Genomic DNA, 26792 nt, shown 5'->3' with positions numbered 1-26792 from the left:
GGTTGAGTAACACACGGGGCGGCGCTCTGGCCGGAGCGCCGCCCTTGTGCTTTCCTTGATTCGGTCAGTCTCAACCTTTACTTGAGACTGAGAGTTCGAACAGTGTTGACACGATCCGTCGAGACCGATGTGTCGAGACCTGATCCACAGGAGCCCACATGACCCGCAGGACCACGCGCCTCCGGATGCGCCCCTTCGCCGCAGCGGCCACGCTGGCCGTCGCGGCCGGCCTCGCACTGCCCGTCGTCGCCACGGCGCAACCGGCGGAACCACCGATCGTCGACGCACCCGCGCCCGCCGATGTGCCCGCACCCGCCGCCGACAGCGCAATCGCCACCACGCTCGGTGTATTGCGCTCGACACCCGGCGTCGACCAGGCTGCACTCGCGGCGGCCGAGGCCATCGCAGGCGCACGCGGCAGTGCCGTCGACGCCGCCGAGGGAACCCCACTCGCCGCGTACGACGAGGGGATGGAATTCCTGCGCCGACTCGGCGTCGAGCCGTTCCTCTACCCCACCGGCGCACCGTTCTGCACGCCCGACGGCAATCTGCCCCTCGGAATCGCCCCCGCGGTGGCCGGAGCGGTACCCGGACCGTGGCCCGGTCAGAGCATCGGAGAGTTCTCTCTGGACGTCGTCGACCCCGCCCAAACACTGTTCGCCTTCGTGCCGATGGGCCTAGAGGACGACGCGAACGCCGACGGCATCCAACTCGCGTGGCTCAACGTCAACACGCTCCAAGGCGGACTGGTGCCGATGGGCACACTCGACGAAGCCTCACGCGCGGCGATCCCCGAGACGATCCCGGCCCCCATGCGACCGATGGTCGAGGCGGCCATCTCCCAGTTCCTTGCCGACACCGTTCCGTTCGGCGGTGTGCGCGTCGCACCGGTCGACACCGGCGCGGGCACCGTCCTGGCCGCCGTGTTCGGCACGGTACAGAACGGCGAGTCGTCGTGCTTCTTCCTGCCGACCGTCGGCATCGTCGAGGTGCCGGCCTGACATCTGCCGCAAACAGGATGCAGCGGGTGGGCTCAGCTCACCCGCTGCATCCGTTCGAGGCGGTCGAAGACCAGCCGCACCGCGGTGTCCATGTGCTCGAGAACGCCTTCACCGCCCTGTCGCCCATTGGCCCACGCAACCAGGGTCGACATCCACACGTCCGCAACGATGCGCACCGCGTTGAGCACCTCTTCGGTGACGACCTCGATACCGGCCGACTTCGCGAACAACTCGGTGAGCACCTGACCGAGCCGGTCGAGTTCAGGCGCCGACGACGCGTCGGCGAACATCACGGCACGCACCAGAGCGTCGTACTGGCGAGGATCCTGCTCGAGCCTCGAGACGGACGCTTGCAACACACCCATGATCCGCTCGTGCGGCGTATCGCCCGGGAGCTCGGCGCCCGAAAAGTACTCGCCGACCTCTTCGAACTGGGTCACCATCGCCACCACGAGCAGCTGATTCTTGGACGGGAAGTACCGGTAGACCGTGCCGAGAGCGACACCCGACCGATCAGCGACGGCACGCATCTGCACGGCGTCGTAACCACCCTCGGACGCGAGCGCCTTCGCAGAGTCGACGATCCGCAGATACCGTGCGCGCTGCGCCGGTTTCAGCCCGGCCCCCGGCGATTGAGCAACCTGACGTTTCCGCGCCTCGACCCCCACGGCCGACTCTTCCGTCATCGATGTCACCTTCCGCTAGTGCACGTCCAGGATAGTGGACCGCCTTCATCGACCCGGAAATACTAGACACCTGTCCGGAAACCCTTCCATCCAAAGATAGAACGCGTTACATTTTTTGCGTCATCCGATGAGAGGGGTCGCTGTGCGCCACGGAATCACCCTGTTCACGAGCGATCGGGGAATCCGACCCGACGCCGCCGCAAAAGCCGCGGAGGAAGCAGGCTTCGACAGCTTCTATGTGCCCGAACACACGCACATCCCCGTCCGGCGCGAATCCGCCCACCCCGGAACCGGAAACGAGACCCTCCCCGACGACCGCTACATGCGCACCCTCGACCCTTGGGTCGCGCTCGGACTCGCCGCAGCCGTCACCTCCACCATCCGCCTGGGCACCTCGGTCGCACTGCCCCTCGAGCACGACCCCATCACCCTCGCGAAGACCATCGCCACGCTCGACCACCTCTCCGGTGGCCGTGTCGTTATCGGAACCGGATTCGGCTGGAATGCAGAAGAACTCGCCGACCACGGAGTCCCGCCGAAGAAGAAGCGAACAGCCCTGCGCGAGTACCTCGAAGCCATGCAGGCGCTGTGGACCCAGGAAGAAGCGTCCTACGACGGCACGTTCGTATCGTTCGGGCCGAGCTGGGCATGGCCCAAACCGATCCAGCAACCTCGCCCACCGGTGTTGCTCGGTGCCGGCGCCACCGACCGGAACTTCGAGTGGATCGTCCGCTCCGGCGACGGCTGGATCACCACCCCCACCGAACGCGACATCGTCGACAACGTGCAACGCCTGCACAAGATGTGGGCCGATGCCGGGCGCACCGGAACCCCCGAGGTGCTTGCGCTCGCAGGTCGTCCCGACTCCGGACAACTCGAACAGTGGCGCGACGCCGGCGTCACCGAAGTGATCTTCGGGTTGCCCGACCGCTCCGAGGAAGAGGTTGTCGCCTACATCGACCGTCTCGCCGGAAAACTCGGCCTCACTTCCTGACCCACCCGCACCAGAAACGGATCACCATATGAGCACCGACATCCACCCCTTGCTCGCCGAGCAGGTCACCACCTGGGATCACGAGGCCGATGTTGTCGTTGCCGGATACGGCATCGCAGGCGTATCCGCATCCATCGAAGCCGCCCGCAGCGGCGCCGAAGTTCTCGTCCTCGAGCGCACCGGCGGGTGGGGCGGAGCAGCGTCACTGTCCGGCGGCATCGTCTACCTCGGCGGAGGCACCGGACTGCAGAAAGCGCTCGGATTCGACGACTCCGCCGAGAACATGAAAGCCTTCATGCTCGCCGCCCTCGGCCCGGGAGCCGACGAAGCGAAGATCTCGGAATACTGCAACGGCAGCGTCGAACACTACAACTGGCTCGTGGACAACGGTGTCGTGTTCAAGGAGAGTTTCTGGGGCGAACCGGGGTGGGAGATCCCCGGCGACGACGGCCTCATGTTCTCCGGCGGAGAGAACTCTGCGCCTTTCAACGAGATCGCCACGCCCGCACCGCGCGGGCACGTTCCGCAGATGACCGACAAGCGCACGGGAGAGAAGGGCGGCGGCTTCAAGCTCATGGAGCCGCTGGCGCAGGTGGCCGAAGAACTCGGTGTCCGACCCGAATACGACGTGCGTGTGCAGCGCCTCATCGTGGACGGCGCCGGGCGCGTCGTCGGGCTCGCCGCCAAGCAGTACGGCAAGGACATCCACATCAGGGCCCGGCGCGGTGTCGTCCTGGCCACCGGAAGCTTCGCGTACAACAAGGACATGGTCGCCACCTATGCACCGCAGCTGAACGGCCGGCCGGCCGCCGCCATCGAGGAACACGACGGTCGCGCCATCCGCATGGCACAGGCGCTCGGCGCCGACCTCGCGCATATGGACGCGACAGAGGTCGCCTTCTTCGGCGACCCGCAGTTGATGGCGCGCGGGATCCTCGTGAACGCCCGCGGCCAGCGCTACGTCCCCGAAGACACCTACCCCGGCCGGATCGGGCAGCTGACCCTGCTGAAGAACGACAACCAGGCCTACCTGATCATCGACGAGAGCGCGTACGAAGAAGGATGCGCCACAGTCAGTTCCACTCCGTACTTCCGATTCCAGCCCAAGTGGGTGGCCGAGACGGTGGAGGAACTCGAATCCGACATGGGACTGCCGGCCGGCACCTTGCAGTCCACCGTCGAGGTGTACAACCGGCACGCAGCCGACGGCTGCGACCCGGTGCTCGGAAAGAAGAGCGAATGGGTCAAGCACATCGGAACACCTGTTGCCGCAATGGATCTGCGCAACTGCACTGCCGGGTTCACCCTCGGTGGGCTGCGCACCACCGTCGACTCCGAGGTCCTGCACGTCTCGGGTGAGCCGATCCCCGGGCTCTACGCGGCGGGCCGCTGCACGTCGGGTGTGTGCGCGTGGGGCTATGCGAGCGGCACCTCGCTCGGCGACGGCAGCTTCTTCGGCCGACGCGCAGGAATCTCTGCCGCCAAGAACTGACGTCGAGGTCACCCGCCCCCAACTGAGCGAGTGTGCCCTTCATTCGATCTGATCGAGTGAAGGGCACACTCGCTCAACAGGGTTGGGACGGCGACAGTCAGAGGACAGTGAGCGGCAGCGGAATCCCCCGGTCTGCGAACACGAACTCCGCACCCGAGCTGAATCTGGTGATCTGCACGTCCTTGGACTCTCGCGCCGGCGTGTCCTCCCGGATCACGTCGACGACGAGTGCGTCGGGCGACTCCGCTACCACCCGCGTCGTGAAATGCGGGTCGACCCCGCGGACCAGCGCATCGAGAGGTCCGAGGTGGTCGGCGTCGATGAAGGTCGTCCATCCACCATCGGCGTCCACTCCCCGGTCTCGCCCGATGCGCATCCGAACGTGGTCATCGTGCAACTCGATCGTGCGTCCCACGTACTGATGCGGCGAGAGGACGGGATGGATACCCAGGACGGTCGCCAGATCGTCGAACGTGCCGGACAGGCCGAGTACGTTGCGGATCCGTTCCGAGGTCAGCCCGGCGATGCCGGTGAGTTGCTTCCTCAGCAACGTGGACGCAGAGTCCTCGTCGGTGCGTTTGCGGACCCCGATCAGGAATCCGAGGGTGAGCATGTGCTGCTGGAGGCACACCTCCTCCGCGATCCGGACGAGCGCCGAATGGGAGAAGTCGCCGAAACGCACGTCCGAGAGCAACGGCCCCGAGTACTCGTCACGCCCGGCACCACCGGGGACGATCGGGCTCAGCTCCACCGATCTCGCTGCCGTTCGTCCCAGCGCATCGGTGTGCGGCTCGACGGCCGGCGGAACATGCGCCGGGTCGATCGTCACCGTCCACGCGCAGTGCGGATGCCGGTCCTCCGGGCGGCGCGGCGGACGATGGATCGGTCGCACCTGCGCGTGCGGATTCGTCGCGAGTGCTGTGGCGTCGAATGTCGGATCTTCGATGTCATGGCACATCGCCGTCACATACTCGTCGCCGAGCGGTTCGACATCCATGAGCGCGCCGCAATGATCGAGCCAGAATTCACCGTGGTCGCGGTCGTCGACGCGGAACCGGAAGTCCATGAACTGCGGTGGTGCTCCGATGTCGAGTTGCAGGCCCTTGAAGATCGTCACGACGTCGTCTCCCTCGTAGTTCAGCGCCTGCTGCATGCGCCGGGTGTACCAGGGAGAGGATGCCTGCCATTCTTCGATCGCGATGGCCGCCATGCCTTCCCGGCCGAACGCGGAGATCAGATGGGCCATGCCGGAGCGGTCGATCAACTGACCACACAGCAACAGTTCAGGGACGAGAACCGCGAGATCCTCACGCGACAGCGCCTCGAACGATGTGCCGTTCCGCACCGTGGTCACCACAGCGGCACCGGAGCCTGCCCCACGGGGTACCAGCCGGGGAGGCGTTTTCCGGACGTGGAACGCTCGATGCGCTTGTTCATGCCGTCGGACAATGCCCCGTCGGTGATCATCTCGAGGAACAACTGCGACACGTTCCCGAAATCGAAGAAGTCGCGCTGCCACGACCACTGGAAGTTCCCGCCGTACCGGAACCAGCTGCCGCCGATACCGTGCACCGAGTAGTGCTCGCCGTTGTCGCGCTTCGCGTCGGCGATCTGCTTCCACATGCCGATCACATCGCCGCTGCGGTCGTCGACGATCAGCTGCTGGTAGGGGTACTCCCACCCTTCCAGACCACGCATCTCCTGGCCCAGCGCGAGCTCGCGGATCTCGTCCCGGCCGACGGCCATGAAATCGTCCTTGGGCCCGTAGTTCCACCCGTAGGTGGCGTCTTCGGTGTACATCTCGGCCAGGGGCTTCCAATCACCCGCCGCCTCGGCCCGCTTGTTGGCGTCGATCCAGCGGGAAATCATCTCGTCGAGCTCAGCACGGTCGAATGTGGACATAACGTCTCCTGTCGTCAGTCTTGGGCTAGTCGCAATGCTTGGGTGGGGCAATAACGGACAGCGGCGTCGACGTCGTCGCGCTGGTCGTCGGGGACCTCGTCGACGAGGACCTCCACGGTGCCGTGTTTGGGAACGGTGAACACCTCGGGTGCTTCCATCTCGCACATGGCGTGCCCCTGACACAGGTCGAGATCCACTTCGATCTTCACGACTACTCCGTTTCCCGGGTGCGGCGCCGATACCGCACTGTGCACGGCTGCGCGAGCTGCACCACCATCTTCGAATGATCGTTGCGGTAGGTGTCGGAGGGCTGGGCCAGCTCGAATTCGAAGTCGCGCAGCAGGATCGAGAAGATAGCCTTCAGCTGCATCAACGCGAACGCCGCGCCGACGCATCGGTGCCGGCCTGCACCGAAGGGAATCCACGTCCACCGGTTGACGATGTCTTCCTGGTTCGGGTCGATGTAGCGGCCCGGATCGAACACGTCGGGATTCGGGAAGTCCTCGGCAATACGGTTGGAGATCGCCGGGGTCGCGCCGACGAGATCGCCTTCGGCGATGCGGTAGCCGGCGACCTCGAAGTCACCGCGTGCAACCCGCAGCAGCAGAATCAGCGGCGGATGCATCCGAAGCGTCTCCTTGAGTACTGCCTCCAGATTCGGGATCTGCCGCAGCGCATGAAAACTCACGTCCGCGCCGTCCGAGTAGATCGCGTCGAGTTCGTCGGTCACCTGCTGCATGCTCTGCGGAGTGCGCAGCAATTCGATCAATGCCCACGCCGCGGTCCCGGAAGTGGTGTGGTGCCCGGCGAACATCATGGAGATGAAGATGCCGGTGATCTCGTCGGCGGTGAACCTCTCGGTGCCGTCCTCGTTCTTGATGGAGACGAGCACGTCGAGCAGGTCGCGGTCCTCCTTACCCTGCGGCGGATGTGCGATCCGACCGTTCATGATGTCCTGCACCAGTTCGACGAGCCCGCGGCGGGCCTCGTCGCGACGGCGGAAGCTGTCGATCGGTGCGTAGGGGTCGACGAAAGCGAGTGCGTCGGTGCCCTTCTCGAGATCGTGGTAGAGGTGCGCGAAGCGGTCGTCGAGTTCGTCGCGGAACTTCTTGCCGATCAGGCACGCCGACGACGTGTAGATCGTCAGCTCGGCGAAGAATTCGAGGAGGTCGATTTCGCCCTCATCGCCCCACCCGGCGATCATGTCCTGGACCTCGCGGTCGATGGTCGCCGCGTGCCCCCTCATCTGTTCGCCGCGCAGTGCCGTGTTGTGCAGCATCTCCTTGCGCCGCTCCGGGCTCGCATCGAACACGACACCCTCCCCGAACACGGGCGTCATGAACGGGTAGGCGGCCTGCTGGTCCAGTTCTTCGTCGGACGACCGGAAGAAGAACTCGTTGGCTTCGGCGCCCGAGAGCAGCACGACCGTCTTGTCGGCGAGTTGGAAGACGCCGACGTCGCCGCATTCGTCGCGGACGCGGTTCATCAGTGCGATGGGGTCGGTGCGCAGTTCTTCGAGGTGTCCGTGCTCGTGCTCGCCGCCGGAGACTCGAGGGGGTGCGACGGTCGTGTGTGGTGCCCCGCTGTTCGATGTCCCAGTGGTCACTTGTCTTCCTTCCGCAAGGGCGCTTCGGGCTGCACTTCGACGAGCACGATGTGGGCTCCGCGAGGGACCGAGACCACGCTCGCTGCCGCGGCGGCGATATCCGACGCCCGGAGGAAATACGGGTGCCGGGCGAAGCCCCAGCGCTCCCAGTCCTCGAGGAGCGGGCCGACGACCTCGGCCGGCGCTGTCATCCCAGCGCCGGTCTGGGTGGGGCCGGGCCGGACGGTGGAGGCGCGCACACCCGTCCCTTCGAGTTCCATCCGCAACTGGACGACGAGCGCTTCGAGGCCGGTCTTCGCCGCCACGTAGGCGCCCATCCGCGGCCTCGGAACGTCGGCGCAGTCCGATCCGATCACGACGAAGTCTCCGCGCCGACGTTCGATCATTCCGGGAAGCACGCGCCGCGCGAGACGTTGAGTGCCGTTCAGGTGGACGTTCACCTGGAACTCGAACCGGTCCGTATCCATCTCGTGAACCAGTGAGAAGTCCATGTCGCCTGCGCCGGAGACGACGATCTCGGTGGCTCCGAGGGCATCCTCTGCTGCCGCGACGAACGCGTCGACGGAGTCGGTCGACGACACGTCGAGGTAATGGGCGAAGGCCTCGCCGCCTTCGGCACGGATCTTCTCGGCAATCGCCTCACACTCCTCGACTCGGCGGGCACCGAGTGCGACGGGATGACCGAGTTCGGCGAGCGCGTAGACGGTAGCCGTCCCGATTCCCGACGACGCGCCGCTGACGAGCGCGGGCCTGCGCTCGGGGTGTGGCTCGAATCTAGGCATGTCGCTCCGTCACTTTCATGGGGAGGGCGGCGAAGCCGCGCACATTGGTGGAGTGGACCCGCTCGGAGCGGTCGAAGTCGATCTCGTAGTCGGCGACTCGACGCGCGAACTGTTCGAGGGCGATGTTCGCCTCGAGGCGCGCGAGGTGAGCTCCGAGACAGAAATGTACTCCCGCACCGAAGCTTGCGAGCTTGCCGGATGCGTTGCGGCCGAGCCGGAATTCGTCGGCATCATCGAACACCTCGGAGTCGCGGTTGGCGGATCCGATGAGCAGCAGCACTTTGTCGCCGGAGCGGATGGTGGCGCCGTGCAGGTCGATGTCCGCGGCGGCGGTGCGCGCGACGAGCTGACTCGAGGTGTCGTATCGGAGGGTTTCCTCGACCCACTCGGGTGCGCGCTGCGGATCCGAAAGTACCTGCGACACTTCGTTCTTGTTCTTCGCTCCCCAGTAGAGCGCGTTGCCGAGGAGTTTGGTTGTAGTTTCGTTTCCGGCCACCACCATCAGAAACATGAATCCGATGATCTCGTCATCGTCGAGCCTGTCGCCGTCGATCTCGGCGTCGAGCAGCGCAGAGGTGAGATCGGCGGTGGGCGCTTTCCGACGCTCGGCGATCATGTCGGCGTAGTAGCCCACGAGGTGCAGCGATGCTTCCATAGCCGAGACCGGGACGTCGAGCACACCTTCGTCGCGGTGCACCACGAGATCTGCGAGTCGCCTGACCTCAGCGCGATCGGCCTCGGGAACTCCCATGAGTTCGGAGATGACGTCCATCGGCAACCTGGCGGCGACGTCGGCGATCCAGTCGAATTCACCTCCTGCGAGCGCAGGTTCGAGGTGACCGAGGGTGAGTTCGAGTATTCTCTCCTGCAGTTCCGCGACCCGTCGCGGGGTGAACCCTTTCGACACGAGTTGTCGCATACGCATGTGTCGCGGGTCGTCCATCGCGAGGAACGACATCACCTTGTGGGCGTTCGGCCCGTAGGCCGCGGGATCCAGCGAGACACCGTTCGCGCTGGACAGTCGCGTGTTGTCGCGAAAACCTGCGACGACGTCGGCGTGACGCGACAATGCCCAGAAGTTCAGGTCCGGGTTGTAGTAGAGCGGCGCCTCCTCACGCAGCCGGCGATAGGTGGGGTACGGATCCTCGTGGAAGGCGTAGTCGTAGGGATCGAACGTGGGCGGGTCGATCGACACGGACTCCGGGGGAGCCTGGATCATGGATCACTCCAATAACAGTCGGGCCGAGATTTCCAGCCTGTCGGCGAGCTTTTCGTATGTTCCGTAACCCATTCCCGCGCGCACGAGCGCACCTGCGTAGAGCAGTTCGAGCGCCTCGAGCTCGTCGCCGTCCGGGCCGTCCCCGAGTGCGGCGGAGAGCCTTTCGCGGATATCGATACCGATTCGTGCGCGCAGATGCTCGACGTCGGGGTCGCGGCCGAGCAGCGCACTCGTGACTGCGGCGGCCAGTTCCGGCTCGTCGGCCATGAGCAGCGCCACGCCCCTGAGGACCGAAACCACGCGGTCGACTCGATCCGCTTCGCCCGACTCTTCGATGGGTGCGGTGGCGAGCCGGCGCCAGAATACTTCCGCGACCAGGTGCTCCTTGGAGGAGAAGTACGTGTAGGCGGTGGCGGGAGCCACGCCGGCGCGTGCGGCGACGATGCGGACGGTGAGTCCGGTGAATCCTTCTTCGCTCAATACCTCGACGGCGGCCTGCGTGAGGCGCTGCACGGTGTCGGCCTGCCGTTCGGTGAGCCGACGTCGGGTGGATTCGAGATTCACATTTCTGGACACGTGTCTGGACATTACTACGGTAACCATCGTCCGGCAATGGTCGACGACCTGCGCGCGCATGAATTCAGGCCTGGCGCGGGTGGATCCGCACGGGCATGGCCTTGATCCCGTTGATGAAGTTCGATCGCAACCGCCGCGCAGGCCCCGCCGGTTCGACGCGGTCGAGTCGCGTCGCGAGGGTCTCGAACATGATCTTCAGTTCGAGCCGCGCGAGGTGCGCACCGAGGCAGAAGTGCACACCGGTACCGCCGAATGCCACATGCGGGTTGTCGCTGCGCGCGATGTCGAAGACGTGGGGGTCGTCGAACACGTCCGCGTCGCGGTTGGCACTCGGGTAGTAGACCACCACCTTGTCGCCCCGGTCGACCTCCTGGTCTCCGATTGCGGCCGGGCAGGTGGGTGTGCGACGGAATCCGATGACAGGACTGACCCAGCGTAGGACCTCTTCCACCGCGCTCGGCAGGAGTTCCGGTTCGTTCTGCAGACGTCGCCATTGATGGGGGTGGTCCATGAAAGCCTGCATTCCGCCGGAGATCGCGTTGCGGGTCGTCTCGTTCCCCGCGATCACGAGGAGCACGAAGAACATGTCGAATTCCATTTCGGAGAGTGTGTCGCCGTTCTCGTCTGGAGTGACGAGCCTGGTGACGATGTCGTCGCGCGGCTCCACCCGTCGCTGTGCGGCAATCTCGTTGGCGTAGAGGAAAACCTCTGCCGCAGCAAGTTCGCCATCCGCACGGGTGCTGCCGTACTCCGGGTCGTCCCAGCCGATCATCCTGTTCGACCAGTCGTAGAGTTTGCCGACATCTTCGGCGGGTGCGCCGAGCAGTGCGGCGATCACTTCGAGCGGGAGTGGCGCTGCCGCGACCGGCACGAAGTCGACAATCTTCCCGTCGCGACCCGCCTCGATCAAGTCGTCGACCACGCGTGTACAGATGGCGCGGATTCGACCTTCGAGCTGCTTGGTCACGCGCGGGGTGAAGCCTCTGCTGACGAGCTGACGCAGCCGCGTGTGGTCCGGGGGATCGAGGTTGAGGAGCATCGATGCCTGTTTGAGCCGGGTCTCCTCGTCGAACTCGTCGATCTGGGTGGATCCCATTGCGGCCGAGAAGGTCGTGCCGCGTGAGACGCCGATGACGTCGGCGTGCCGGGTCACCGCCCAGTATCCGGGCCCGTCGTCTTCGGGCTGCCAATACACCGGGCAGTGCCTGCGGAGGTCGTCGAAGAAAGCGTGCGGAACCCCCTCGGTGTAGAGATCGGGATTCTTCAGATCGGTACGGGAAGTCGTCATGGTTGCGCCTCACGCTCGAACGGCTCAGATTTGAAGGTGACGAACAGTCATCACTTATAAACTACATATCTTCGTTTGTAACGTAAGCCCCTTAGACTGAATTCATGGCACGTGACAATTCCCGACCGGTCAGACGACGAACCCTCACGCGCGACAAGGTGATCGACGCTGCGATCGATGCGGTCGACGAGGCCGGGTGGGAGCAACTCTCGATGAGCACGCTGTCGAGCCGGCTCGGGATCGTCGCAGCCTCCCTCTACAACCACGTCCGCGGCCTCGACGACGTCCGCGCCGCAGTACAGGCGCGCGCGATGACGGACCTCGGGCTTCACCTGCGTGAAGTGGCGATGGGGCGCAGTGGCAGAGACGGTCTGCGCGCTCTGATCGACGCCCACAGAGCGTGGGCCACGACGCGCCCGAGGCGCTACCAAGCGCTGACCACTGCGCCGATCGATCGGGAGACGCTGATCGCGGCAGCGCTCGATGCCAACGTCGCGCTCAGCACGATGCTCGCTTCCTGCGGGGTCCCCGAAAAGAACAGGCTCGAAGTCACGATCGGCATGTTCTCGGCTCTGCACGGGTTTGCACTCCTCGAGAGCAGCGGCTTCCTCGGCGACGAAGTAGCTCTCGACCGCATCTACGAGACGGTAGTCCGGGGCGTACTGGCGTATGTGGGCGTGGACAGCGCACAAACGCGGGGTGAGGACGCAAGGTAGGTGTAGCAGCCCTCACGCCCGCGCGGGGACCGGACCATTCTCCGGATGCACGCATCGATCGGCGCGTCCTTCGCACTGGGATTCGAGAAGAACCGGCCGTGTGTCGCACGCACCGGGTGTGGACATCGCGCAGCGGGGGTGGAACCGGCAGCCGGCAGGAATCGCGTTGGGAGGAGGCACGCTGCCGGGAATCGGGTCGAGTCTGCCACCGCGACCACGTCGCGGCGTCGCGGCGAGTAGTCCCTTGGTGTACGGATGCGAGGGCCGTACCAGCACGTCCGCCGTCGGGCCTTCCTCGACGATCTGCCCGCAATACATCACCGCGATCCGATCACAGGTCCCGGACGCGACACCGAGATCGTGAGTGATGAGCAGGACCGCAACATCAAGATCACGCTGCAGTTCGGCGAGCAACTCCATCACGCGGGCCTGCACGGTTGCGTCGAGCGCGGTCGTCGGTTCGTCGGCCACCAGGACGGACGGTTCACACGCAAGCGCCATCGCGATCATGACGCGCTGCGCCATCCCCCCACTGAAGCTGAACGGCATCTCGTGCGCACGCCGCGTCGCGTCCGGAATTCTTACCCGATCGAGCATCTCCACAGCCCGCGCCCACGCCTCCTTACGGCTACCACCGCGATGACGTCGCACAGATTCTGCGATCTGTCCCCCGACCGACATCGTCGGATTCAAACTGCGGCGTGGCTGCTGGAAGATCATGCCGATATCGCGACCGAGAATCGCACTGCGCTGCTTGGGTGTGAGCGCGAGGACATCGATGTCACCGAGACGGACGCTGCCGGACACGATGCGGCCACCGGTGTATTCGGTCAGGCCCGTGATCGCGAGAGACGTGACGCTCTTACCGGAACCGGATTCCCCTACCAGCCCGAGCATTTCACCGCGCCGCAGTACCAGGTCGACGCCGTCGACCGGCCGAATCACATCCCGCCCGTGACCGAACTCGATCGTGAGGTCGCGCGCTTCGAGAACGACATCTCCTCCAGTAGCACTCTGCTTGCTCATCGTGTCCCCTTCGTGTCGCCGACAGCGGTGCGCAGACCGTCACCGATCTGGGAGAACGCCAGAACCGTCAGTGCGATGGCAAGGCCCGGCGCGAACATCAAGAACGGTGCCGCATAGAAGTTGTCGAACGCGGTGCGCAGCAACGATCCCCAACTCGCCTGCGGTGGGGTCACACCCAAGCCGAGGAAGCTGAGGTTCGCCTCGGCGATCATTGCGATCCCGAACAGCAAGCTGACCTGAACAAGCACCGGCGGAAAGGTGTTACGTAGCACATGGACGAACATGATGCGCAGAGGCCGGCATCCGATCGCCACGGCAGCTTCCACATAAGTTTCGGAACGCACCGCCATCGTGGCACCGCGGACAATGCGGAAGATCGAAGGTGAGAACACCACGCCGATCGCGAACATTGCGGTGGTCAGGCCCGGTCCGACTACCGCCACAACAGTCACGGCGAGCAGGAGGGCGGGCACGCTCATCAGCGCATCGTTGAGTCGGCCGAACACCGCGTCGATCCTCCCCCCGAAGTATCCGGATACCAGCCCCAGCGGCAGACCGATGATGACCGACACGAGGACAGCCTCTGTCGCCGCGATCATGGTCACGCGCGTCGCGTCGACCAGTCGGCTGAACTGATCACGACCGAGATCATCGGTGCCGAGCCAAAATTCGGAGTTCGGCGATACCAGGGCGTGCCGCAGGTTCAAGGTGTTGGGGTCGGTGGACACGACGAGCGGACCGACAATTGCCACGAGCGTGACGAACCCAAGAAAGACGAGGGCACACAGTGTGGCTCGATCTCGACACAATGTGCGTACGGTCGCGGCAGCCATACTCGCGTCCGCGGCGGGGGGCTTCTCAGCTTCGGCCGATGCCGGAGGCGCGACAGGGGCCGGGGCCCGGACCTTTTCATCATGCAGCGACACGGTTGACCGTCCTCGGGTCGATGAAGCGATAGGAAAGATCGACGAGCAGGTTGATCACCAGAACGACAGCAGCGGCGAGCGCGACGATCCCGAGAATCGTCGGAATGTCACGTCCGAGCACGGAGTCGATGGTCAAGGTTCCGAGGCCCTGGATGCCGAAAACGGTTTCGATCACGACCGTGCCGCCGAGCAACTGCGCGATACGGATGCCCAGCACGGTGACGATCGGGATGCCCGCATTGCGCACGACGTGCATCGTGTAGATCCGCCAGGTCGGCATACCCTTTGCTCGCGCGGTGAGAATGTGGTCTTTGTCCAGCACTTCCAGCACCGAGCCTCGGGTGTGCCGGGCGAGCTCGGCGGCAGGCATGATGGCCAAGGCGACCGCAGGCAACACCACATGCGCCGCCCACGGGGCCACTCCCTCGGACAACGGAACGTATCCGGTGGCAGGCATGGTGCGCAGGGTCAGCGCGAAGACCATGACCAGAAGCATGCCGACCCAGAACTGCGGGAGTGCGATACCTGCCGCGGACACCACACCGACGATCCGGTCGATCACCCCTCCGGGGCGCACGGTGGCAACGATGCCCAGGCCCACACCCAGAACGATCGCAATGACAATCGCGACCAGCGCGAGCGACAGGGTCGGTTCGAGTCGCGAACCGATGAGCTCGGTGACGGGCTGCCGTCTGCTGTAGGACGTACCGAGATCGCCCGTCAGGGCCGAGGAGAGCCAATTCCAGTACCGAATGAAGAACGGTTGATCCAGACCCAATTCACCACGCACGCGGGCGATATCCTCGTCCGTAGCATTCTGGCCGGCAAGGTCGATAGCAGGGTCTCCCGGTGCGGCCGCCATCATCGCGAAGACCGAGAAGGTGACCAGCAGGAACAGGACCGGGGTCGTGATGACGACCCGGCGCAGTGTCGTCACGACGGTTCTGCCTCTCCGACCCGCCCGACGTAGCGCAGGTCCATCATGAACTGGGACTCACCGTTGAGCGCCTCGTCGAAGCCGACCACGTCGGACGCTATGAGGAAGTACGTGTTGTAGTGGCAGATCGGAACGAAGATCGCAGCTTCGGCAAGAGCAGTCACCAGTTGCGCGTTGATCCGTTCGCGTTCCTGCGGATCGACTGCCCTGGAAGCCTGTTCGGCAAGCGCGGCAAGCTCAGGATCGTCGTAGGAGAGCCGGGAGTCGGCCATGGTCCACTTCACTGTGTCGGCTACCGTGCCCTCGGACGCCATCGAGTACATGAACGAATCGGACTGTGCAGTGCGGAAGGCAGTCAGTGCCTCGATGCTGGTGCCCGGCCGGAGCACCGTCTCGACACCGATCTCGGCAAGATTGTCGGCCGCGATCACCGGGAGCGCTTCGCGGCCTGCGGTGTAGGAAATCTCGAACTTCCTCCAGCCGGCCGCCTCAGCGAGTTCCCGGGCCTTCGCTGGATCGTGCGGATACGGATCGGTGAAGTTCTCGACATAACCTGGGAATCCCTCCCTCGGCAGCTGCGCCGACGGAACGCAATCACCTTGGTAGTAGCCCTCTGCGATTGCCTCGCGGTCGATCCCGCGCACCAGCGCTTCGCGAACTCGAGGATCGGGCAGACGATCGGATTGGATCCACAATGCCGCAAGCTGGCTGGTCGGCACCTCGACGAGCCGCAAAGTACTGCCCTGCGCTGCCAGCTGAGCCTGCCGCACTCCTTGCGCGACCACCGAGTTGACGTAGGACACGTCGATTTCCCCGGAACGGATCGCGGAGTCACGGGTACGGTCGTCGGCAATGAAGCGAATCTCCAGATTTGCCAGCGCGCCCGCCTCAGGATCCCAGTTCTCCTCTGCGGCGCGGACATAGCTCACCGACTGGCTCGGAACAAAGGTCTCGACGAGATACGGACCGGTGCCCGCGGTACCCGGATCGACCCGTAGGTCGCGGTTCGGGTCGGCGAGTGCGGCGGGACTGATCATCGCACCGGCCGGCCCGGCGAGGACGGTGGGCATATCCGGAGTGGGCGCCGAGTAGTGGAACACCACCTCGTGATCGCCCACGATCTCGATGCGCTCGAGAGTTGCCAGGAATGGCGCCACCACCGAGTCCGGCAACTGCTGCGCGCGCGTGATCGACGCGACCAGCGCCGAGGCATCGAACGGTGTGCCGTCGTGGAACTCGACGTCATCGTGGAGCACCATCGACATCGACATCGCGTCGGGAGCGGTAACCCACGATTCGGCGAGCATCGGCACGATCTCCCCACCGTTTTCGGCCCTGGTCAGGCGGTCGAAAACCGGGTAGTAATACACGCGTTCACCCGACGTGCGCTCACGGTGCGGGTCGAAGCCGGTCGGCACCGCAGTAGTGGCAGCAATGAGGTCCGCCCCGCGGTCGAGGACCGCGGTGTCGGGGTCCGGCGCCTCGGACGCACTACCCGGCCCGTATCCGCAGCCGGCGGCGAGCATTATCACGACAAGAACCGCTGCCCCGACGTGGCGCCGCGATCTGTGAACGGCCATAGTTCTCCTTACGAACTCGATGTGACCGAGATACCGCTCCCCGCGGCGTCGACTCGTTACTGCGTGACGCTCGTGCCCTCGTAACGGGCAAGCAATGTGCGCTTGAGGATCTTGCCGCTCGGCAAGCGCGGTACCTCACCGAACTCGACAGTCCGGGGCGCCTTGAAATGCGCAAGTTTGTCCCGTGCATGAGTAATCAGCTCGGCCGCGAGAGCCTCGTCCGCAGCGATGCCGTCGGCCGGGGTCACCACTGCGTGCACCCGCTGCCCCATCTCGTCGTCCGGTATGCCGATGACCGCGACGTCGAGGACCGCCGGGTGCATCGTCAGCGCGTCTTCGATCTCCTGCGGATAGATGTTCACCCCGCCGGACAGAATCAGGTCGGTGCGTCGGGCCGACAGGTAGAGGTAGCCGTCCTCGTCGACATGCCCGAGGTCACCGAGCGTGCTCCAGCCCTTGTCGTTGTACGCACCGGAGGTCTTGTCGGTCTCGTCGTGGTACTCGAACGTCGCCGTGCCGCTCATCCAGATGCTGCCGACTTCTCCCTGCTCGAGTTCGTTTCCGTCGTCATCACAGATGTGTACTTCGCCGAGGAGCGGCCTGCCGACCGACCCCCGATGCTCGAGCCACTCCGGTGTGGTGATCAGGAAGAATCCGTTGCCCTCGGTGGCCCCGTAGAATTCGACGATCTTCGGGCCGAACCACTCGATCATGCGTTCTTTGACCTCGACCGGGCACGGCGCGGCCGCGTGGATGACCACGCGCAAGCTCTCCACGTCATACCGGGTCCGGGACTCGTCCGGAAGTTTGAGCATGCGCACGAACATGGTGGGCACGAACTGGGCGTGCGTGATCCGCTGCCGCTCGATCGCGGACAGTGCGCCTTCGGCATCGAACCGCTCCATGACGATTACGGTGCCACCGTTGCGGACGGTGCCCATGCTCCATCCGAGGGGTGCTGCGTGGTAGAGGGGTCCAGGGCTCAGATACACGGTGTCCGAGCCGAACCCGAAGGCGTTTCGCATCGTCGAGTCGATGGTCAGTCCGGTCCCGAAAGGTGCGCCGGTCAGTGCAGGCAGGATGCCTTTGGGTCGCCCGGTCGTGCCGGACGAATAGAACATGTAATACCCCTCGAACTCGTCGTCGATCGGGATATCGGGAAGTCCGACAATCGCATCGGCGAGCCGCTCGGCCCCACTCACGGACACGTGGCCCACCGTCAATCTTGCTTCAAGAGCTGAGTTTCCGGACTCGATGACGGAAGCGAGCCGGTCGAGTTGTTCGGAATGCACGAGCACTCGGGCGCCACAGTTCTCGACTATGTACGCCGCCTCATCGTCTGCAAGATGCCAGTTGACGGGCGTGTAGAGAAGACCCGCGCGCTGCGCGGCCCAGACGACGGGGAACACGTCCAGGCAGTTCTCCATGAGCACCGCGATATGGTCACCCGCCTGCAGGCCACGCTGCCGGAACAGGTGAGCGATGCGGTTGGACGCGTCTTCGAGTTCGCGGTAGCTCAGCGTGTCGCCGCTGCCGGCCATCACCACCGCCGGCTTGCTCTCGTAGTTTGCCGCCAGATCCGTCAGGTTCATCGCCGTCACAGCAATCCCTCCACGAGGCCGCCCCGAAAGAACGGCAAATTCGCAACTTCACTTAGAACACTTTGTATACTATGTTGCACGCATCACACAACCCGTGGCATCCACTGACCCGATGGAGCACCATGCCCCTTCTCGACGTTCACTCCCTGTCGAAGACATTCCCGCACGGATCCGCGTCGCGGCCGGCGGTCGACGACGTGTCCTTCACTGTGGGCGAGGGTGAAACCCTGGCTCTGGTAGGCGAATCCGGCGCAGGAAAATCCACGACGGGTCGTCTCGTCTTGCGACTGACCGACGCGGACTCGGGCGAGATCACATTTCGCGGACGGGATCTCCGCAGCCTGCGTGGTGCCGGCCTGAGGAGCTTCCGACGCGACGCGCAGATGATCTTCCAAGATCCGTTCTCATCCCTGAACCCGAGGATGCGAATCTGGAAGGCGGTCGCCGAACCGCTCCTCGTGCACGGACTGTGCCCTCGCGGGGAATTGAAGGATCGTGCCGCTGCGCTGCTCGACAGCGTCGGCCTCGGCACGCATCTACTCGACCGATACCCCACCGGTTTGTCCGGTGGCCAACTGCAACGAGCGGCGATCGCCCGCGCGCTGAGCACGGACCCGTCGTTGATCGTGTGCGACGAACCCGTCGCGGCACTGGATGTATCCGTTCAGGCGCAGGTCATCAACCTACTCCTGGACATACAGCAGGAGCGGGGCGTGTCCTACCTCTTTGTCAGCCATGACCTGGCGCTTGTCGAGAAACTCGCGCACTCGGTCGCGGTGATGCAGTCCGGCAGAATCGTGGAGTACGCGGCCACCGACGCACTCTTCGCCGATCCGCAGCAGGAGTACACCCGAACCCTGCTGTCTGCCATCCCGGAACTGCCCGAGGCCGCAGCGGTGTGACGGATGCCGCGCGGCCTGCGCTCCGCAGCCCCAGATGCGTGCACCTCCGCTCCCTACGAAGGAAGAAGAGTGTCCGATACATTGTCACCCACCGAGATCGACGTAGAAGTCACCGATGGGATCTGCTTGGTGACTCTTGATCGTCCAGCACGTCTCAACGCCTTCACCTCCACAGGTTATCTACAGCTGACTCGCGCTCTCGCAGATGCCGAACTGGACGCCTCCGTCCGAGTCGTCCTCATTCGTGGTGCGGGAAGGGCATTCTCGAGCGGCGTCGATCTGGATGCCCTGACGTTCTCCGATCCCGAAGAACTGAGAACACGGTTCGCCGAGCTTGTGGGGACTCTGGCGGGGATGTCGAAACCGGTTGTCGCAGCCCCCCACGGTGTTGCGGTGGGATTCGGAATGACACTGCTGTTGCTGTGCGACGTCGTCCTCGTCGCCGAGGGATGCAGGCTCCGGGCACCGTTCACGGCATTGGGGACGGTACCCGAGGCGGGCAGTAGTCACCTCCTGCCGGCGTTGATCGGCCGGCAAGCGGCGATGGACGTAATCCTCAGTTCCCGGTGGATCGACTCGGCCGAGACGGTGCGTCTGGGCCTGGCCGCTGCCGAGATTCCGCTGGCAAACTTCGACGAGGTCGTCCGCAGGTATGCCCGAACGATTGCGGATTTCGCACCGGAATCGATTGTCGCGTCGAAACGCCTGCTCTCCGCGAATCGCAAGCAGACCGTACTCGACGCGCTCGCGGCGGAGTACGAAGCGGCGCGAGCGCTTCCAGCTATGGGCCCGCGGACCGGTTGATGGGTCCTCGGGCACAACGCTATGAGGTCGGATCATGACCCTGATCAAGCTCTCGGCACGCCCGGCACGCCTCCGTGCACCTCTATGCGCTGGCCGGTGACCTGACGAGCGCGGTCGGAGATCAGGAACTCCACCGCTTCCGCGACGTCTTCCGGTCGGGTGACTCGCCCGAACGGCATCTGCGCGTCCAGTTCGGTCGCGCCTGCAGCGCCGGTGACGGCCCGGGCCAAACGATCCCCCATTTCGGTGGCGATAAGGCCGGGTGCCACGATGTTCACGCGGATACCGTTGCAGGCTTCTTCGGCAGCAACGGTCCTGCCCAGCGCCTCGAGCGCCACCTTGCCGATCGTGTACGGCGCGTTACCCGGCGCCGCCGTCGCCGCCGCGGTGCTGGAGATCAGCACGACCGACGCCCGATCGGACTTGCGCAGTATCGGAATCGCTGCCGACAACAGATGGAATGCGCCGAATGCGTGCACGCCGATCACCCTGGCCATCTCCGCCGGTTCCGTGTCGGCCACGGTCTTTCCTCGACTGGCGATTCCGGCGTTGTGGACCAGTGCGTCGATGCGGGCGAAATCGGCCGATACCTGCTCGACCCGCTCCGCGACGGCGGCTGTGTCCGCGACGTCGCACCGATACATTCGGCACTGCACACCGGTCGACTCCACCTCAGCTCGAGTACTTTCGGCAGCTTCGTCGTTTCGCGCATACAAGCCGGCGACGTCGAATCCTTCGCGCGCCAGACGTAGCGCAATCGCACGACCGGTTCCGCGGCCCGCCCCGCTGATCAGGACGACCGGCGCTTCACGTTTCGAACCCTCGTTACTCACGGAATCTTTTTCTCATCGGTTCTCGTAGGTGGGCGACCGCTTCTCCACGAATGCGGTCATCGCTTCTGCCTGGTCGGCTGTCACCGAGGTGAGAGCCTGCTGTCGGTTCTCGAATTCGACGGCGGTATCGAACGACGGCATCTCGAGCGAAAGCCACATGCCGCGCTTGGTCAGCGCCAGCGACAGCGGGGGTGCCGCGAGCAGATCGCTGACGCAGGTGTCGATGCGGCCGTCGAGTTGGTCATCGGCAACGACGTCGGCGAGCAGACCGATCCGCACGGCTTCGTCGGAGCCGAACTTGCGGGCGGTGAGCATCAATTCGTGCGCCCGGCCCGCGCCGACGATGCGCGGCAGCAACCAGGATGTGCCGATATCGCAACCGGAGAATCCGACCTTGATGAACGACACTGCGAAGACAGCACTTTCGGCGGCGATACGCACGTCGCACGCACATACCAGCGCGAAACCCCCGCCGGCCGCAGGACCGTTGACGGCAGCGACGAAGACCTGAGGCAGCCTCCGGATCTTCTGAACGAGCGAGGCGATATCTTCCTGGCGCGCGAGCGTCCGGTGCACATCACCGGACTGCTCGGTATCGGGCACTTCGCCGTATCCGTCGAGGTCGAGGCCCGCGCAGAAGCCGCGTCCGGCTCCGGTGAGGACAACCACCCGAGTCGTACGATCCGATGCGAGGGCATCGAATTCCCGATGCAGTGCCGCGGCAAGCTCGATATCCAATGCATTGAGTTTGTCCGGACGGTTCATCCGTAGGATCTTGACGCCTTCCCGCGGATGCTCGATCGACAGCACATCGGTCATGAATTCCTCGATTCTCTGCTCGGGTTGCCTTCTAAGTTTTCGAGGTTCGCCAGCCGGACGGTTCCGCGGGACACGAGCCGGTCGTCGGGCCCGACGATCTCGACCTGCCACAGCTGCTGGGTCCGCCCGCGGTGGATAGGGGTCGCCTCTGCGGTGAGCACACTTCCCGCGCCTACCGCTCGAATGAAGTCCGTCGAATTGTTCACCCCGACTACACTGCGGCCGGGGCCCGAGAAGTACCGGCCTCCACCGATACTTGCAAGCGTCTCGATGATCGCGCAGTGCACGCCACCGTGGACAATGCCCGCGGGCTGCAGGTGCTCCTCGGTGATCTCGATCGTCGCGGTGACGCGATCAGGCCCGACCTCGGTCAGCGTCACACCGAGATGCGAGTTGAAGCCGGAGAGCGTGAGCGAACCAGGAGTACTCGTCATGATCGCTCGTACTTTGTGCGGGCCACCGCGGCCGCGAGCGCAGCGCGCCAGTCGCCGGCGTCTCGGGCCGCGCCCAATTCGTGCGCCAGCCGGTCGACCACGCCCGCCACCGGCGGAACATCATGGATCAGACCGGTCGAATGGCCTCCACTGAACACCGTCTTCCACGGTTTCACACCGGCGGGCAGGTTCGGGCGGTGTCTCGCCAGTGGTTTCGGCAGGTCTGCAGGGTCGAGCCCGTTCGCGGCAATGGATGGCGAAAGGAAACTGGCTGGCAAGCCGGCAATCGCGTCGGTGAACAACACGTCCTCACTGCGCGAATCCACGAGCATGTCTTTGTGTTCGTCGACCGTGCCCGATTCGAGGGTCGCGATGAACCGGGTGCCCATCACCACGAGGTCGGCCCCGAGCGCGAGTGCTGCGGCGATTCCGTGTCCGTCGGCGATACCACCGGCCAGCATGATGGGTCCGTCGAAGATGCGGCGCACCTGCGGCAGGAAAGAGAACGGCGACAATGTACCCGCGTGCCCACCTGCTCCTGCACACACCAGCATGAGCCCGTCGACACCGGCCTCGATCGCCTTTTCTGCGTGCCGGATAGTCGTCACGTCATGGAACACCGTACCGCCCCAGCCGTGCGCGGCGTCCACGACCTCCTTCGGATCACCCATGTTGGTGAGTATCAGCGGTGCTTCGTGTTTCGCGACGGTCGCGAGTGCACGGTCACGCTTGTTCTTGTCGACCGCGGACGACGCGAGCAAGTTCACGCAGAACGGCGCGAACGGCTCACCACGATCGATGCTTTCGCGCTCAGCGGCGCGGATTGCGCCGAGCCAGTCGTCGAGTGTCTCGGGAGCCCGCGGATTCGCAGAGGGGAATGCGCCGATGACACCCGCGCGGCACGCGGCGATCACGAGGTCGAGATTCGAGACGATGAACATCGGTGCCGCCATCACCGGCACCCGTAAGTCCTGCCAGCGCACACTCATCGGATACCGCCCTTCGGGAAATGCTCGGCGCGCAGTTCGGCCTTGCGAATCTTGCCCAACGCCGTGCGTGGGAGTGAGTCGACGAGAACAAATCGCTCGGGGGTCTTCTGCTTCGCGAGACCGGATTTCGCGAAGTGCTCGCGAATGCTGTCGAGATCGATATCGGTGCCGGGCACAGGCACCACGACTGCGGCGACAACTTCGCCGTATCGGGGGTCGGGTGCTGCGACGATTGCGCCCTCGGCCACCGCCGGGTGGGTGACGAGCACATCCTCGAGCTGGCCCGACGAGATGGTTTCACCCGCACGGATCACCACGTCCTTGATGCGGTCGGTGATCGTGAGCCGACCGTCGGCATCGAGATGGCCCAGGTCACCAGTGCGCATCCAGCCGTCGACGGTGAATGCCGAGACGTTCAGACTCGCATCTCGGTAGCCGACGAACTGGTCGGGCCCGCGCGTAACGACCTCGCCGTCGGTGCCGGTGGGCACATCGGCGCCGGCCTCGTCGACGATGCGCACCCGCACACCCGGGAGCGGCGATCCGTCGGTTCCGAGGCGTGCGACCTCGGGATCGACTGCGGAACCCGAGGTGATGGTGGGCTGTTCGGTCGACCCGTAACAACGGTACGTGCTGATACCGACGGTCGCCGCACGTCGAACCAGTTCTTCCGGCACAGTGGCCGCACCGATGAGGAACTCACGCATCGTCGCGAGCTTCCCAGCGACATCTCCGAGGTCGAGCATGCCCGTGAGGTGGAAAGGGGTTCCCGACGTCGCGGTGACATGGTGGCGAGCGATCAACTCGACTGCGAGGGACGGATCCCACGTGTCCATGTAGACCGTATCGTGGCCGTGGAGCAGCGGCCGCAGCACGCTGCCGACGCCCGCAATGTGGCCGGGCGGGAACGAGACGAGCTGCACGGCGTCGTCGCCCGCACCAAGGTACTGCGGTGCCGACCGTTGCTCGGCGAGCAGCGAATTGTGGCTGTGCTGTACGCCCTTGGGCGCAGATGTAGTGCCCGAGGTGTAGATCAGCAGCGCGACGTCGTCGGCGTGAACGGTCGGCGGCATGTACACCGATGTGGTGGTGACGAGATCCTTCCAGGCGCATGCGTCGGCGGGTACGGCATCACCGACCACTACGACGTGTTCGAGAGTGGGGATATCGGAGTACACGGCAAGACGGTCACCGTACTCGACCGACCGCCAGCGATCGGGCTGGACGAGAACCTTTGCGCCCGACTGTTCAAGGATGAAGCGGACCTCGTTCGGTCCGTAGATGTGCACGATGGGGACGAGAACCGCGCCTGTCAGCAGCACCGCCTCGTACGCAACCGAGGCTTCGATCCCGTTGGGAAGCTGCACAGCGACTGCGTCTCCTGCGCGGACGCCACGATCCTGCAGTGCCGCGGCGACGCGCTGAGCGAGCGTGTGGATCTCGCCGACCGTCGTGACGAGTTGCCCACCTTCGGCATCGGCATACACGACGGTCGCTGATGCTCCCGAAACACAACTCTCGGCAAGCACGTCGGGCCACGTGAGCTCGCTGTAGAAACCTTCGCGGTACCACAACTCGCGTAACGCATCGGGGTCGTAGGTGGTGATTTCAGGTGCTGTCATCTCGGGCGCCTCGGTTCTGGTCGGTCGGCGTAGTATGGAAAGACGCAAGGGGTTGGAGTTACCGGCCCAGCCACACAGGTCGGCGCTTCTCGGCGAACGCGCGGGGGCCTTCTTTCGCGTCCTCGGTGGCCCGGTTCGCAGCAGTCTCGATCAGATTTCTTTCCCAGGCATCATGTTCGGTGACGAACTCGCGGTCGACGATGCCCGCCACCACACGCTTGGTGGCCTGCACCGCAAGCGGCGCCTGCCTGCCGATGGTCTCGGCCATCACGAAAGCCTCTTCGAGAGCGCGTCCAGGCGGCACGACACGGTTGACGAGTCCCCACGCGTAGGCTTCGGCGGCAGTGAATCGGCGCCCCAGCAGCAGGAGTTCCATGGCGATCGGCCGAGGTAGCCACGCGGGAAGCCGCACTGCCGCGCCGGACGAGGCAACGAGGCCGTTGCCGACCTCGGGGAGGGAGAACACGGCGTTCTCCTCTGCCACGACGAGGTCACATGTGAGAACGATTTGAGCTCCGCCGCCGACAGCAAAACCGTTGACGGCCGCGATGATCGGCTTGTCGATGGGGTGCCTGCACACTCCGCCGAAGCCCCACGCTTCCTTGACGGGATCGGCTGGTTCGAGGGACTGTCCTTCGGACATCGCGACGAGGTCCCCGCCACCGCAGAACGCCTGTTCACCGGCACCGGTGAGGACCACCACCCGCACCTCAGGATCGTGGTGCGCGCGTTCGAGCGCGTCACCGATCTGTTCGGCCATGTCCGCATTCATCGCGTTGCGGGCGTGGGGTCTGTTGAGCGTGATGACGAGTACTCCGTCCCGGAGTTCCGTCAGCGTCGACGGTGCGGCGACGTCGGTCCGTGCGAGAGTCATGACCCGAACCCTTCCTGTCGCCCGGTCGCGGGCGCTGCAACGCCGTTCATCCGAGCCCGCCATGTATCGAGGTGTGCGGGGTTCGCGCCGTGGTCGAGCATCCACTGTGCCGGTCCCCCGGGTGCCGACGTGAGTTGCTCGACGATCGGTGAGATCGCATCGGCGGGTGCACGCAGAAACTGTTCGGCGAGTGGCGGAGAGTTGCGGGTACGGACGCCCACATCGAGCCATCGGTCGATGAGGTCGAACAACGCTTCTTCGCTACGGACGTAGTCGTCGACTACGGCATCCGGCTCGACACCTGCAGCGAGCAGCAACACCGCGACGAGGACGCCCGTGCGGTCCTTGCCGGCAGTGCAGTGCAGCAGGACGGGGCCTTCGGGTTCGACAACGAGTCCGAGGATTTCTCCCGCCCGAGTTTCGTTGTAGTAGAGCATCCGTGCGTAGAGCGACTGCAGGTCGGCCGGCCGCGCACCGGGCGCGGCTGAATCGAACAGTGGCATGTTGTGTACCACCGTGCCGTTCGGCCAGCCGTATGCGAATCGATCACGTTCGGCATCACCCCGCAGATCGACGACGGTGCTCGGCGGCCAGGAGTCGAGTTCGGGGAGGACCGAGTCGCCCGGGTAGGGGGCGTCGCCGCGGTACAGGACGCCATGCGCGGTCACCCCTCCGTCGACGAGCGGCAGCCCGCCCACATCGCGGAGATTGACGAATCCGCGTGCTGTCATCGAGACCACCGGGCCTCGAGGAACGAACCGGGTGCCGTCGTGTCGACCGCCACGAAGCGGTGCGCGATGAGCCAGTGGTCGCCGACCGGCACGAAGGCGTCCCGGTATCGGCCCCAGTGATCCGCGCCGTCCGGCCCGAACACTACGAAGTAAGCACGCGTCTCGATGCGGTCGGGCGTGATCGAATCGAACGTCAGATTGGCGACGAAATGCCGCTGGAAGAACTTTGCGCCCGACGCGACGCGCGGTGGGTCGGCATGGGTCGCGCCGCCTCCGAGCATCTCGACGATTGCATCCCGGCCTGTCGCGCTGGACCGGCTCTTGATCTCGAGTGTTCCGTCCGAAGTAAAACACTCGGCGAGTTCGGTGAGCTTTCCACCGTCGCCCGCGTGGGTGTACCGGGCGACCGTGTCGCGAACGCATTCGCGGGCGTGTAGCTCTGTAAAGTCCAT

The 26792-nt window shown here is 65.0% G+C and carries 28 protein-coding genes; 6 read left to right on the top strand and 22 right to left on the bottom strand.

Annotation, left to right across the window (positions count from 1 at the left end):
* Positions 1–158 precede the first annotated feature (158 nt).
* On the top strand, positions 159–1001 hold the full coding sequence (locus ACTDXD_RS16115; protein ID WP_440123321.1) for a hypothetical protein: 843 nt from the start codon (positions 159–161) through the stop codon (positions 999–1001).
* Between the two features lie 32 nt (positions 1002–1033).
* Here ACTDXD_RS16115 and ACTDXD_RS16110 read toward each other — a convergent pair whose 3' ends face one another.
* A complete protein-coding gene (locus tag ACTDXD_RS16110; protein WP_440123320.1) occupies positions 1034–1687 on the bottom strand; it encodes a TetR family transcriptional regulator in 654 nt (217 codons plus the stop codon).
* A gap of 142 nt (positions 1688–1829) precedes the next feature.
* Between ACTDXD_RS16110 and ACTDXD_RS16105 the strand changes: the two genes are divergently transcribed.
* Both ACTDXD_RS16105 and ACTDXD_RS16100 read left to right on the top strand, forming a co-directional pair.
* Positions 1830–2681 (top strand): LLM class F420-dependent oxidoreductase, encoded by an 852-nt coding sequence (locus ACTDXD_RS16105; protein ID WP_440127667.1) that lies wholly within the window; start codon positions 1830–1832, stop codon positions 2679–2681.
* A gap of 28 nt (positions 2682–2709) precedes the next feature.
* The gene (locus ACTDXD_RS16100) at positions 2710–4173 is read left to right on the top strand and encodes an FAD-dependent oxidoreductase (RefSeq protein WP_440123319.1); all 1464 of its coding nucleotides are present in this window, start codon (positions 2710–2712) and stop codon (positions 4171–4173) included.
* A 97-nt stretch (positions 4174–4270) separates the two neighbouring features.
* Here ACTDXD_RS16100 and ACTDXD_RS16095 read toward each other — a convergent pair whose 3' ends face one another.
* The 8 genes from ACTDXD_RS16095 to ACTDXD_RS16060 all read right to left on the bottom strand — a co-directional run bounded on the left by ACTDXD_RS16095 (position 4271) and on the right by ACTDXD_RS16060 (position 11546).
* Entirely contained in the window at positions 4271–5530 is a 1260-nt protein-coding gene (locus ACTDXD_RS16095; RefSeq protein WP_440123318.1) for a hypothetical protein, read from the bottom strand.
* Positions 5524–6075 carry a nuclear transport factor 2 family protein gene (locus ACTDXD_RS16090; RefSeq protein WP_440123317.1) on the bottom strand — a complete coding sequence of 184 codons (552 nt, stop codon included), beginning with the start codon at positions 6073–6075 and terminating at the stop codon, positions 5524–5526. The genes ACTDXD_RS16095 and ACTDXD_RS16090 overlap by 7 nt, the downstream gene beginning before the upstream one ends.
* 14 nt (positions 6076–6089) lie before the next feature.
* Entirely contained in the window at positions 6090–6284 is a 195-nt protein-coding gene (locus ACTDXD_RS16085) for a ferredoxin (RefSeq protein ID WP_440123316.1), read from the bottom strand.
* Positions 6285–6286: 2 nt separating this feature from the next.
* Complete coding sequence (locus ACTDXD_RS16080) at positions 6287–7681, bottom strand: cytochrome P450 (RefSeq protein ID WP_440123315.1); 1395 nt, start codon at positions 7679–7681, stop codon at positions 6287–6289.
* A complete protein-coding gene (locus ACTDXD_RS16075; protein WP_440123314.1) occupies positions 7678–8463 on the bottom strand; it encodes an SDR family oxidoreductase in 786 nt (261 codons plus the stop codon). Before ACTDXD_RS16075 ends, ACTDXD_RS16080 begins: the two co-directional genes overlap by 4 nt.
* Positions 8456–9682, bottom strand: a complete 1227-nt coding sequence (locus tag ACTDXD_RS16070) for a cytochrome P450 (protein ID WP_440123313.1) — start codon at positions 9680–9682, stop codon at positions 8456–8458. The genes ACTDXD_RS16075 and ACTDXD_RS16070 overlap by 8 nt, the downstream gene beginning before the upstream one ends.
* Before the next feature lie 3 nt (positions 9683–9685).
* Positions 9686–10246 carry a TetR/AcrR family transcriptional regulator gene (locus ACTDXD_RS16065; RefSeq protein ID WP_440127666.1) on the bottom strand — a complete coding sequence of 187 codons (561 nt, stop codon included), beginning with the start codon at positions 10244–10246 and terminating at the stop codon, positions 9686–9688.
* 76 nt (positions 10247–10322) lie between these two features.
* Complete coding sequence (locus ACTDXD_RS16060; RefSeq protein ID WP_440123312.1) at positions 10323–11546, bottom strand: cytochrome P450; 1224 nt, start codon at positions 11544–11546, stop codon at positions 10323–10325.
* 104 nt (positions 11547–11650) lie between these two features.
* Between ACTDXD_RS16060 and ACTDXD_RS16055 the strand changes: the two genes are divergently transcribed.
* On the top strand, positions 11651–12262 hold the full coding sequence (locus ACTDXD_RS16055; protein ID WP_440123311.1) for a TetR/AcrR family transcriptional regulator: 612 nt from the start codon (positions 11651–11653) through the stop codon (positions 12260–12262).
* Positions 12263–12274: 12 nt separating this feature from the next.
* Here ACTDXD_RS16055 and ACTDXD_RS16050 read toward each other — a convergent pair whose 3' ends face one another.
* The 5 genes from ACTDXD_RS16050 to ACTDXD_RS16030 form a co-directional block, all read right to left on the bottom strand.
* Entirely contained in the window at positions 12275–13288 is a 1014-nt protein-coding gene (locus ACTDXD_RS16050; RefSeq protein ID WP_440123310.1) for an ABC transporter ATP-binding protein, read from the bottom strand.
* The gene (locus ACTDXD_RS16045; RefSeq protein WP_440123309.1) at positions 13285–14121 is read right to left on the bottom strand and encodes an ABC transporter permease; all 837 of its coding nucleotides are present in this window, start codon (positions 14119–14121) and stop codon (positions 13285–13287) included. Before ACTDXD_RS16045 ends, ACTDXD_RS16050 begins: the two co-directional genes overlap by 4 nt.
* Before the next feature lie 79 nt (positions 14122–14200).
* Positions 14201–15151 carry an ABC transporter permease subunit gene (locus ACTDXD_RS16040; protein WP_054809948.1) on the bottom strand — a complete coding sequence of 317 codons (951 nt, stop codon included), beginning with the start codon at positions 15149–15151 and terminating at the stop codon, positions 14201–14203.
* Positions 15148–16731, bottom strand: a complete 1584-nt coding sequence (locus ACTDXD_RS16035; protein ID WP_440123308.1) for an ABC transporter substrate-binding protein — start codon at positions 16729–16731, stop codon at positions 15148–15150. Before ACTDXD_RS16035 ends, ACTDXD_RS16040 begins: the two co-directional genes overlap by 4 nt.
* 56 nt (positions 16732–16787) lie before the next feature.
* Positions 16788–18323: an acyl-CoA synthetase gene (locus ACTDXD_RS16030; protein ID WP_440127665.1), complete on the bottom strand. Its 1536-nt coding sequence runs from the start codon at positions 18321–18323 to the stop codon at positions 16788–16790.
* A gap of 131 nt (positions 18324–18454) precedes the next feature.
* Here ACTDXD_RS16030 and ACTDXD_RS16025 point away from each other — a divergent pair, with 131 nt between their 5' ends.
* Together ACTDXD_RS16025 and ACTDXD_RS16020 are read left to right on the top strand one after the other, a co-directional pair.
* Entirely contained in the window at positions 18455–19234 is a 780-nt protein-coding gene (locus ACTDXD_RS16025; protein WP_440123307.1) for an ATP-binding cassette domain-containing protein, read from the top strand.
* Between the two features lie 69 nt (positions 19235–19303).
* On the top strand, positions 19304–20038 hold the full coding sequence (locus ACTDXD_RS16020; RefSeq protein WP_440123306.1) for an enoyl-CoA hydratase/isomerase family protein: 735 nt from the start codon (positions 19304–19306) through the stop codon (positions 20036–20038).
* A gap of 44 nt (positions 20039–20082) precedes the next feature.
* Here ACTDXD_RS16020 and ACTDXD_RS16015 read toward each other — a convergent pair whose 3' ends face one another.
* The 8 genes from ACTDXD_RS16015 to ACTDXD_RS15980 are packed head-to-tail and all read right to left on the bottom strand — an operon-like array spanning position 20083 to position 26792.
* The gene (locus ACTDXD_RS16015; RefSeq protein WP_440123305.1) at positions 20083–20871 is read right to left on the bottom strand and encodes an SDR family NAD(P)-dependent oxidoreductase; all 789 of its coding nucleotides are present in this window, start codon (positions 20869–20871) and stop codon (positions 20083–20085) included.
* A 12-nt stretch (positions 20872–20883) separates the two neighbouring features.
* Positions 20884–21690, bottom strand: coding sequence for an enoyl-CoA hydratase/isomerase family protein (locus ACTDXD_RS16010; protein ID WP_440123304.1), 807 nt, complete (start codon positions 21688–21690; stop codon positions 20884–20886).
* On the bottom strand, positions 21687–22124 hold the full coding sequence (locus ACTDXD_RS16005; protein WP_440123303.1) for a PaaI family thioesterase: 438 nt from the start codon (positions 22122–22124) through the stop codon (positions 21687–21689). Before ACTDXD_RS16005 ends, ACTDXD_RS16010 begins: the two co-directional genes overlap by 4 nt.
* Positions 22121–23113, bottom strand: coding sequence for an NAD(P)H-dependent flavin oxidoreductase (locus ACTDXD_RS16000; RefSeq protein ID WP_440123302.1), 993 nt, complete (start codon positions 23111–23113; stop codon positions 22121–22123). The genes ACTDXD_RS16005 and ACTDXD_RS16000 overlap by 4 nt, the downstream gene beginning before the upstream one ends.
* A complete protein-coding gene (locus tag ACTDXD_RS15995) occupies positions 23110–24735 on the bottom strand; it encodes an AMP-binding protein (protein WP_440123301.1) in 1626 nt (541 codons plus the stop codon). The genes ACTDXD_RS16000 and ACTDXD_RS15995 overlap by 4 nt, the downstream gene beginning before the upstream one ends.
* 58 nt (positions 24736–24793) lie before the next feature.
* The gene (locus ACTDXD_RS15990; RefSeq protein WP_440123300.1) at positions 24794–25609 is read right to left on the bottom strand and encodes an enoyl-CoA hydratase-related protein; all 816 of its coding nucleotides are present in this window, start codon (positions 25607–25609) and stop codon (positions 24794–24796) included.
* Complete coding sequence (locus ACTDXD_RS15985) at positions 25606–26340, bottom strand: tyrosine-protein phosphatase (RefSeq protein ID WP_440123299.1); 735 nt, start codon at positions 26338–26340, stop codon at positions 25606–25608. Before ACTDXD_RS15985 ends, ACTDXD_RS15990 begins: the two co-directional genes overlap by 4 nt.
* Positions 26337–26792 (bottom strand): nuclear transport factor 2 family protein, encoded by a 456-nt coding sequence (locus ACTDXD_RS15980; protein WP_440123298.1) that lies wholly within the window; start codon positions 26790–26792, stop codon positions 26337–26339. Before ACTDXD_RS15980 ends, ACTDXD_RS15985 begins: the two co-directional genes overlap by 4 nt.

Origin of the sequence: Rhodococcus sp. SJ-3 (assembly GCF_051918125.1) — a bacterium.
Taxonomy (GTDB): Bacteria; Actinomycetota; Actinomycetes; order Mycobacteriales; family Mycobacteriaceae; genus Rhodococcus.
This window is presented reverse-complemented; position numbering and strand designations above follow the sequence as displayed.

Bases quoted from the DNA above. Each gene is read 5' to 3' on its own strand.
- ACTDXD_RS16100 (WP_440123319.1), top strand. From the start codon at position 2,710: ATGAGCACCGACATCCACCCCTTGCTCGCCGAGCAGGTCACCACCTGG.
- ACTDXD_RS16060 (WP_440123312.1), bottom strand. From the start codon at position 11,546: ATGACGACTTCCCGTACCGATCTGAAGAATCCCGATCTCTACACCGAG.
- ACTDXD_RS16110 (WP_440123320.1), bottom strand. From the start codon at position 1,687: ATGACGGAAGAGTCGGCCGTGGGGGTCGAGGCGCGGAAACGTCAGGTT.
- ACTDXD_RS15985 (WP_440123299.1), bottom strand. From the start codon at position 26,340: ATGACAGCACGCGGATTCGTCAATCTCCGCGATGTGGGCGGGCTGCCG.
- ACTDXD_RS16030 (WP_440127665.1), bottom strand. From the start codon at position 18,323: ATGAACCTGACGGATCTGGCGGCAAACTACGAGAGCAAGCCGGCGGTG.
- ACTDXD_RS15990 (WP_440123300.1), bottom strand. From the start codon at position 25,609: ATGACTCTCGCACGGACCGACGTCGCCGCACCGTCGACGCTGACGGAA.
- ACTDXD_RS16000 (WP_440123302.1), bottom strand. From the start codon at position 23,113: ATGAGTGTGCGCTGGCAGGACTTACGGGTGCCGGTGATGGCGGCACCG.
- ACTDXD_RS16010 (WP_440123304.1), bottom strand. From the start codon at position 21,690: ATGACCGATGTGCTGTCGATCGAGCATCCGCGGGAAGGCGTCAAGATC.
- ACTDXD_RS16115 (WP_440123321.1), top strand. From the start codon at position 159: ATGACCCGCAGGACCACGCGCCTCCGGATGCGCCCCTTCGCCGCAGCG.
- ACTDXD_RS16050 (WP_440123310.1), bottom strand. From the start codon at position 13,288: ATGAGCAAGCAGAGTGCTACTGGAGGAGATGTCGTTCTCGAAGCGCGC.
- ACTDXD_RS16045 (WP_440123309.1), bottom strand. From the start codon at position 14,121: ATGGCTGCCGCGACCGTACGCACATTGTGTCGAGATCGAGCCACACTG.
- ACTDXD_RS16025 (WP_440123307.1), top strand. From the start codon at position 18,455: ATGCCCCTTCTCGACGTTCACTCCCTGTCGAAGACATTCCCGCACGGA.
- ACTDXD_RS16035 (WP_440123308.1), bottom strand. From the start codon at position 16,731: ATGGCCGTTCACAGATCGCGGCGCCACGTCGGGGCAGCGGTTCTTGTC.
- ACTDXD_RS16005 (WP_440123303.1), bottom strand. From the start codon at position 22,124: ATGACGAGTACTCCTGGTTCGCTCACGCTCTCCGGCTTCAACTCGCAT.
- ACTDXD_RS15995 (WP_440123301.1), bottom strand. From the start codon at position 24,735: ATGACAGCACCTGAAATCACCACCTACGACCCCGATGCGTTACGCGAG.
- ACTDXD_RS16075 (WP_440123314.1), bottom strand. From the start codon at position 8,463: ATGCCTAGATTCGAGCCACACCCCGAGCGCAGGCCCGCGCTCGTCAGC.
- ACTDXD_RS16070 (WP_440123313.1), bottom strand. From the start codon at position 9,682: ATGATCCAGGCTCCCCCGGAGTCCGTGTCGATCGACCCGCCCACGTTC.
- ACTDXD_RS15980 (WP_440123298.1), bottom strand. From the start codon at position 26,792: ATGGACTTTACAGAGCTACACGCCCGCGAATGCGTTCGCGACACGGTC.
- ACTDXD_RS16090 (WP_440123317.1), bottom strand. From the start codon at position 6,075: ATGTCCACATTCGACCGTGCTGAGCTCGACGAGATGATTTCCCGCTGG.
- ACTDXD_RS16055 (WP_440123311.1), top strand. From the start codon at position 11,651: ATGGCACGTGACAATTCCCGACCGGTCAGACGACGAACCCTCACGCGC.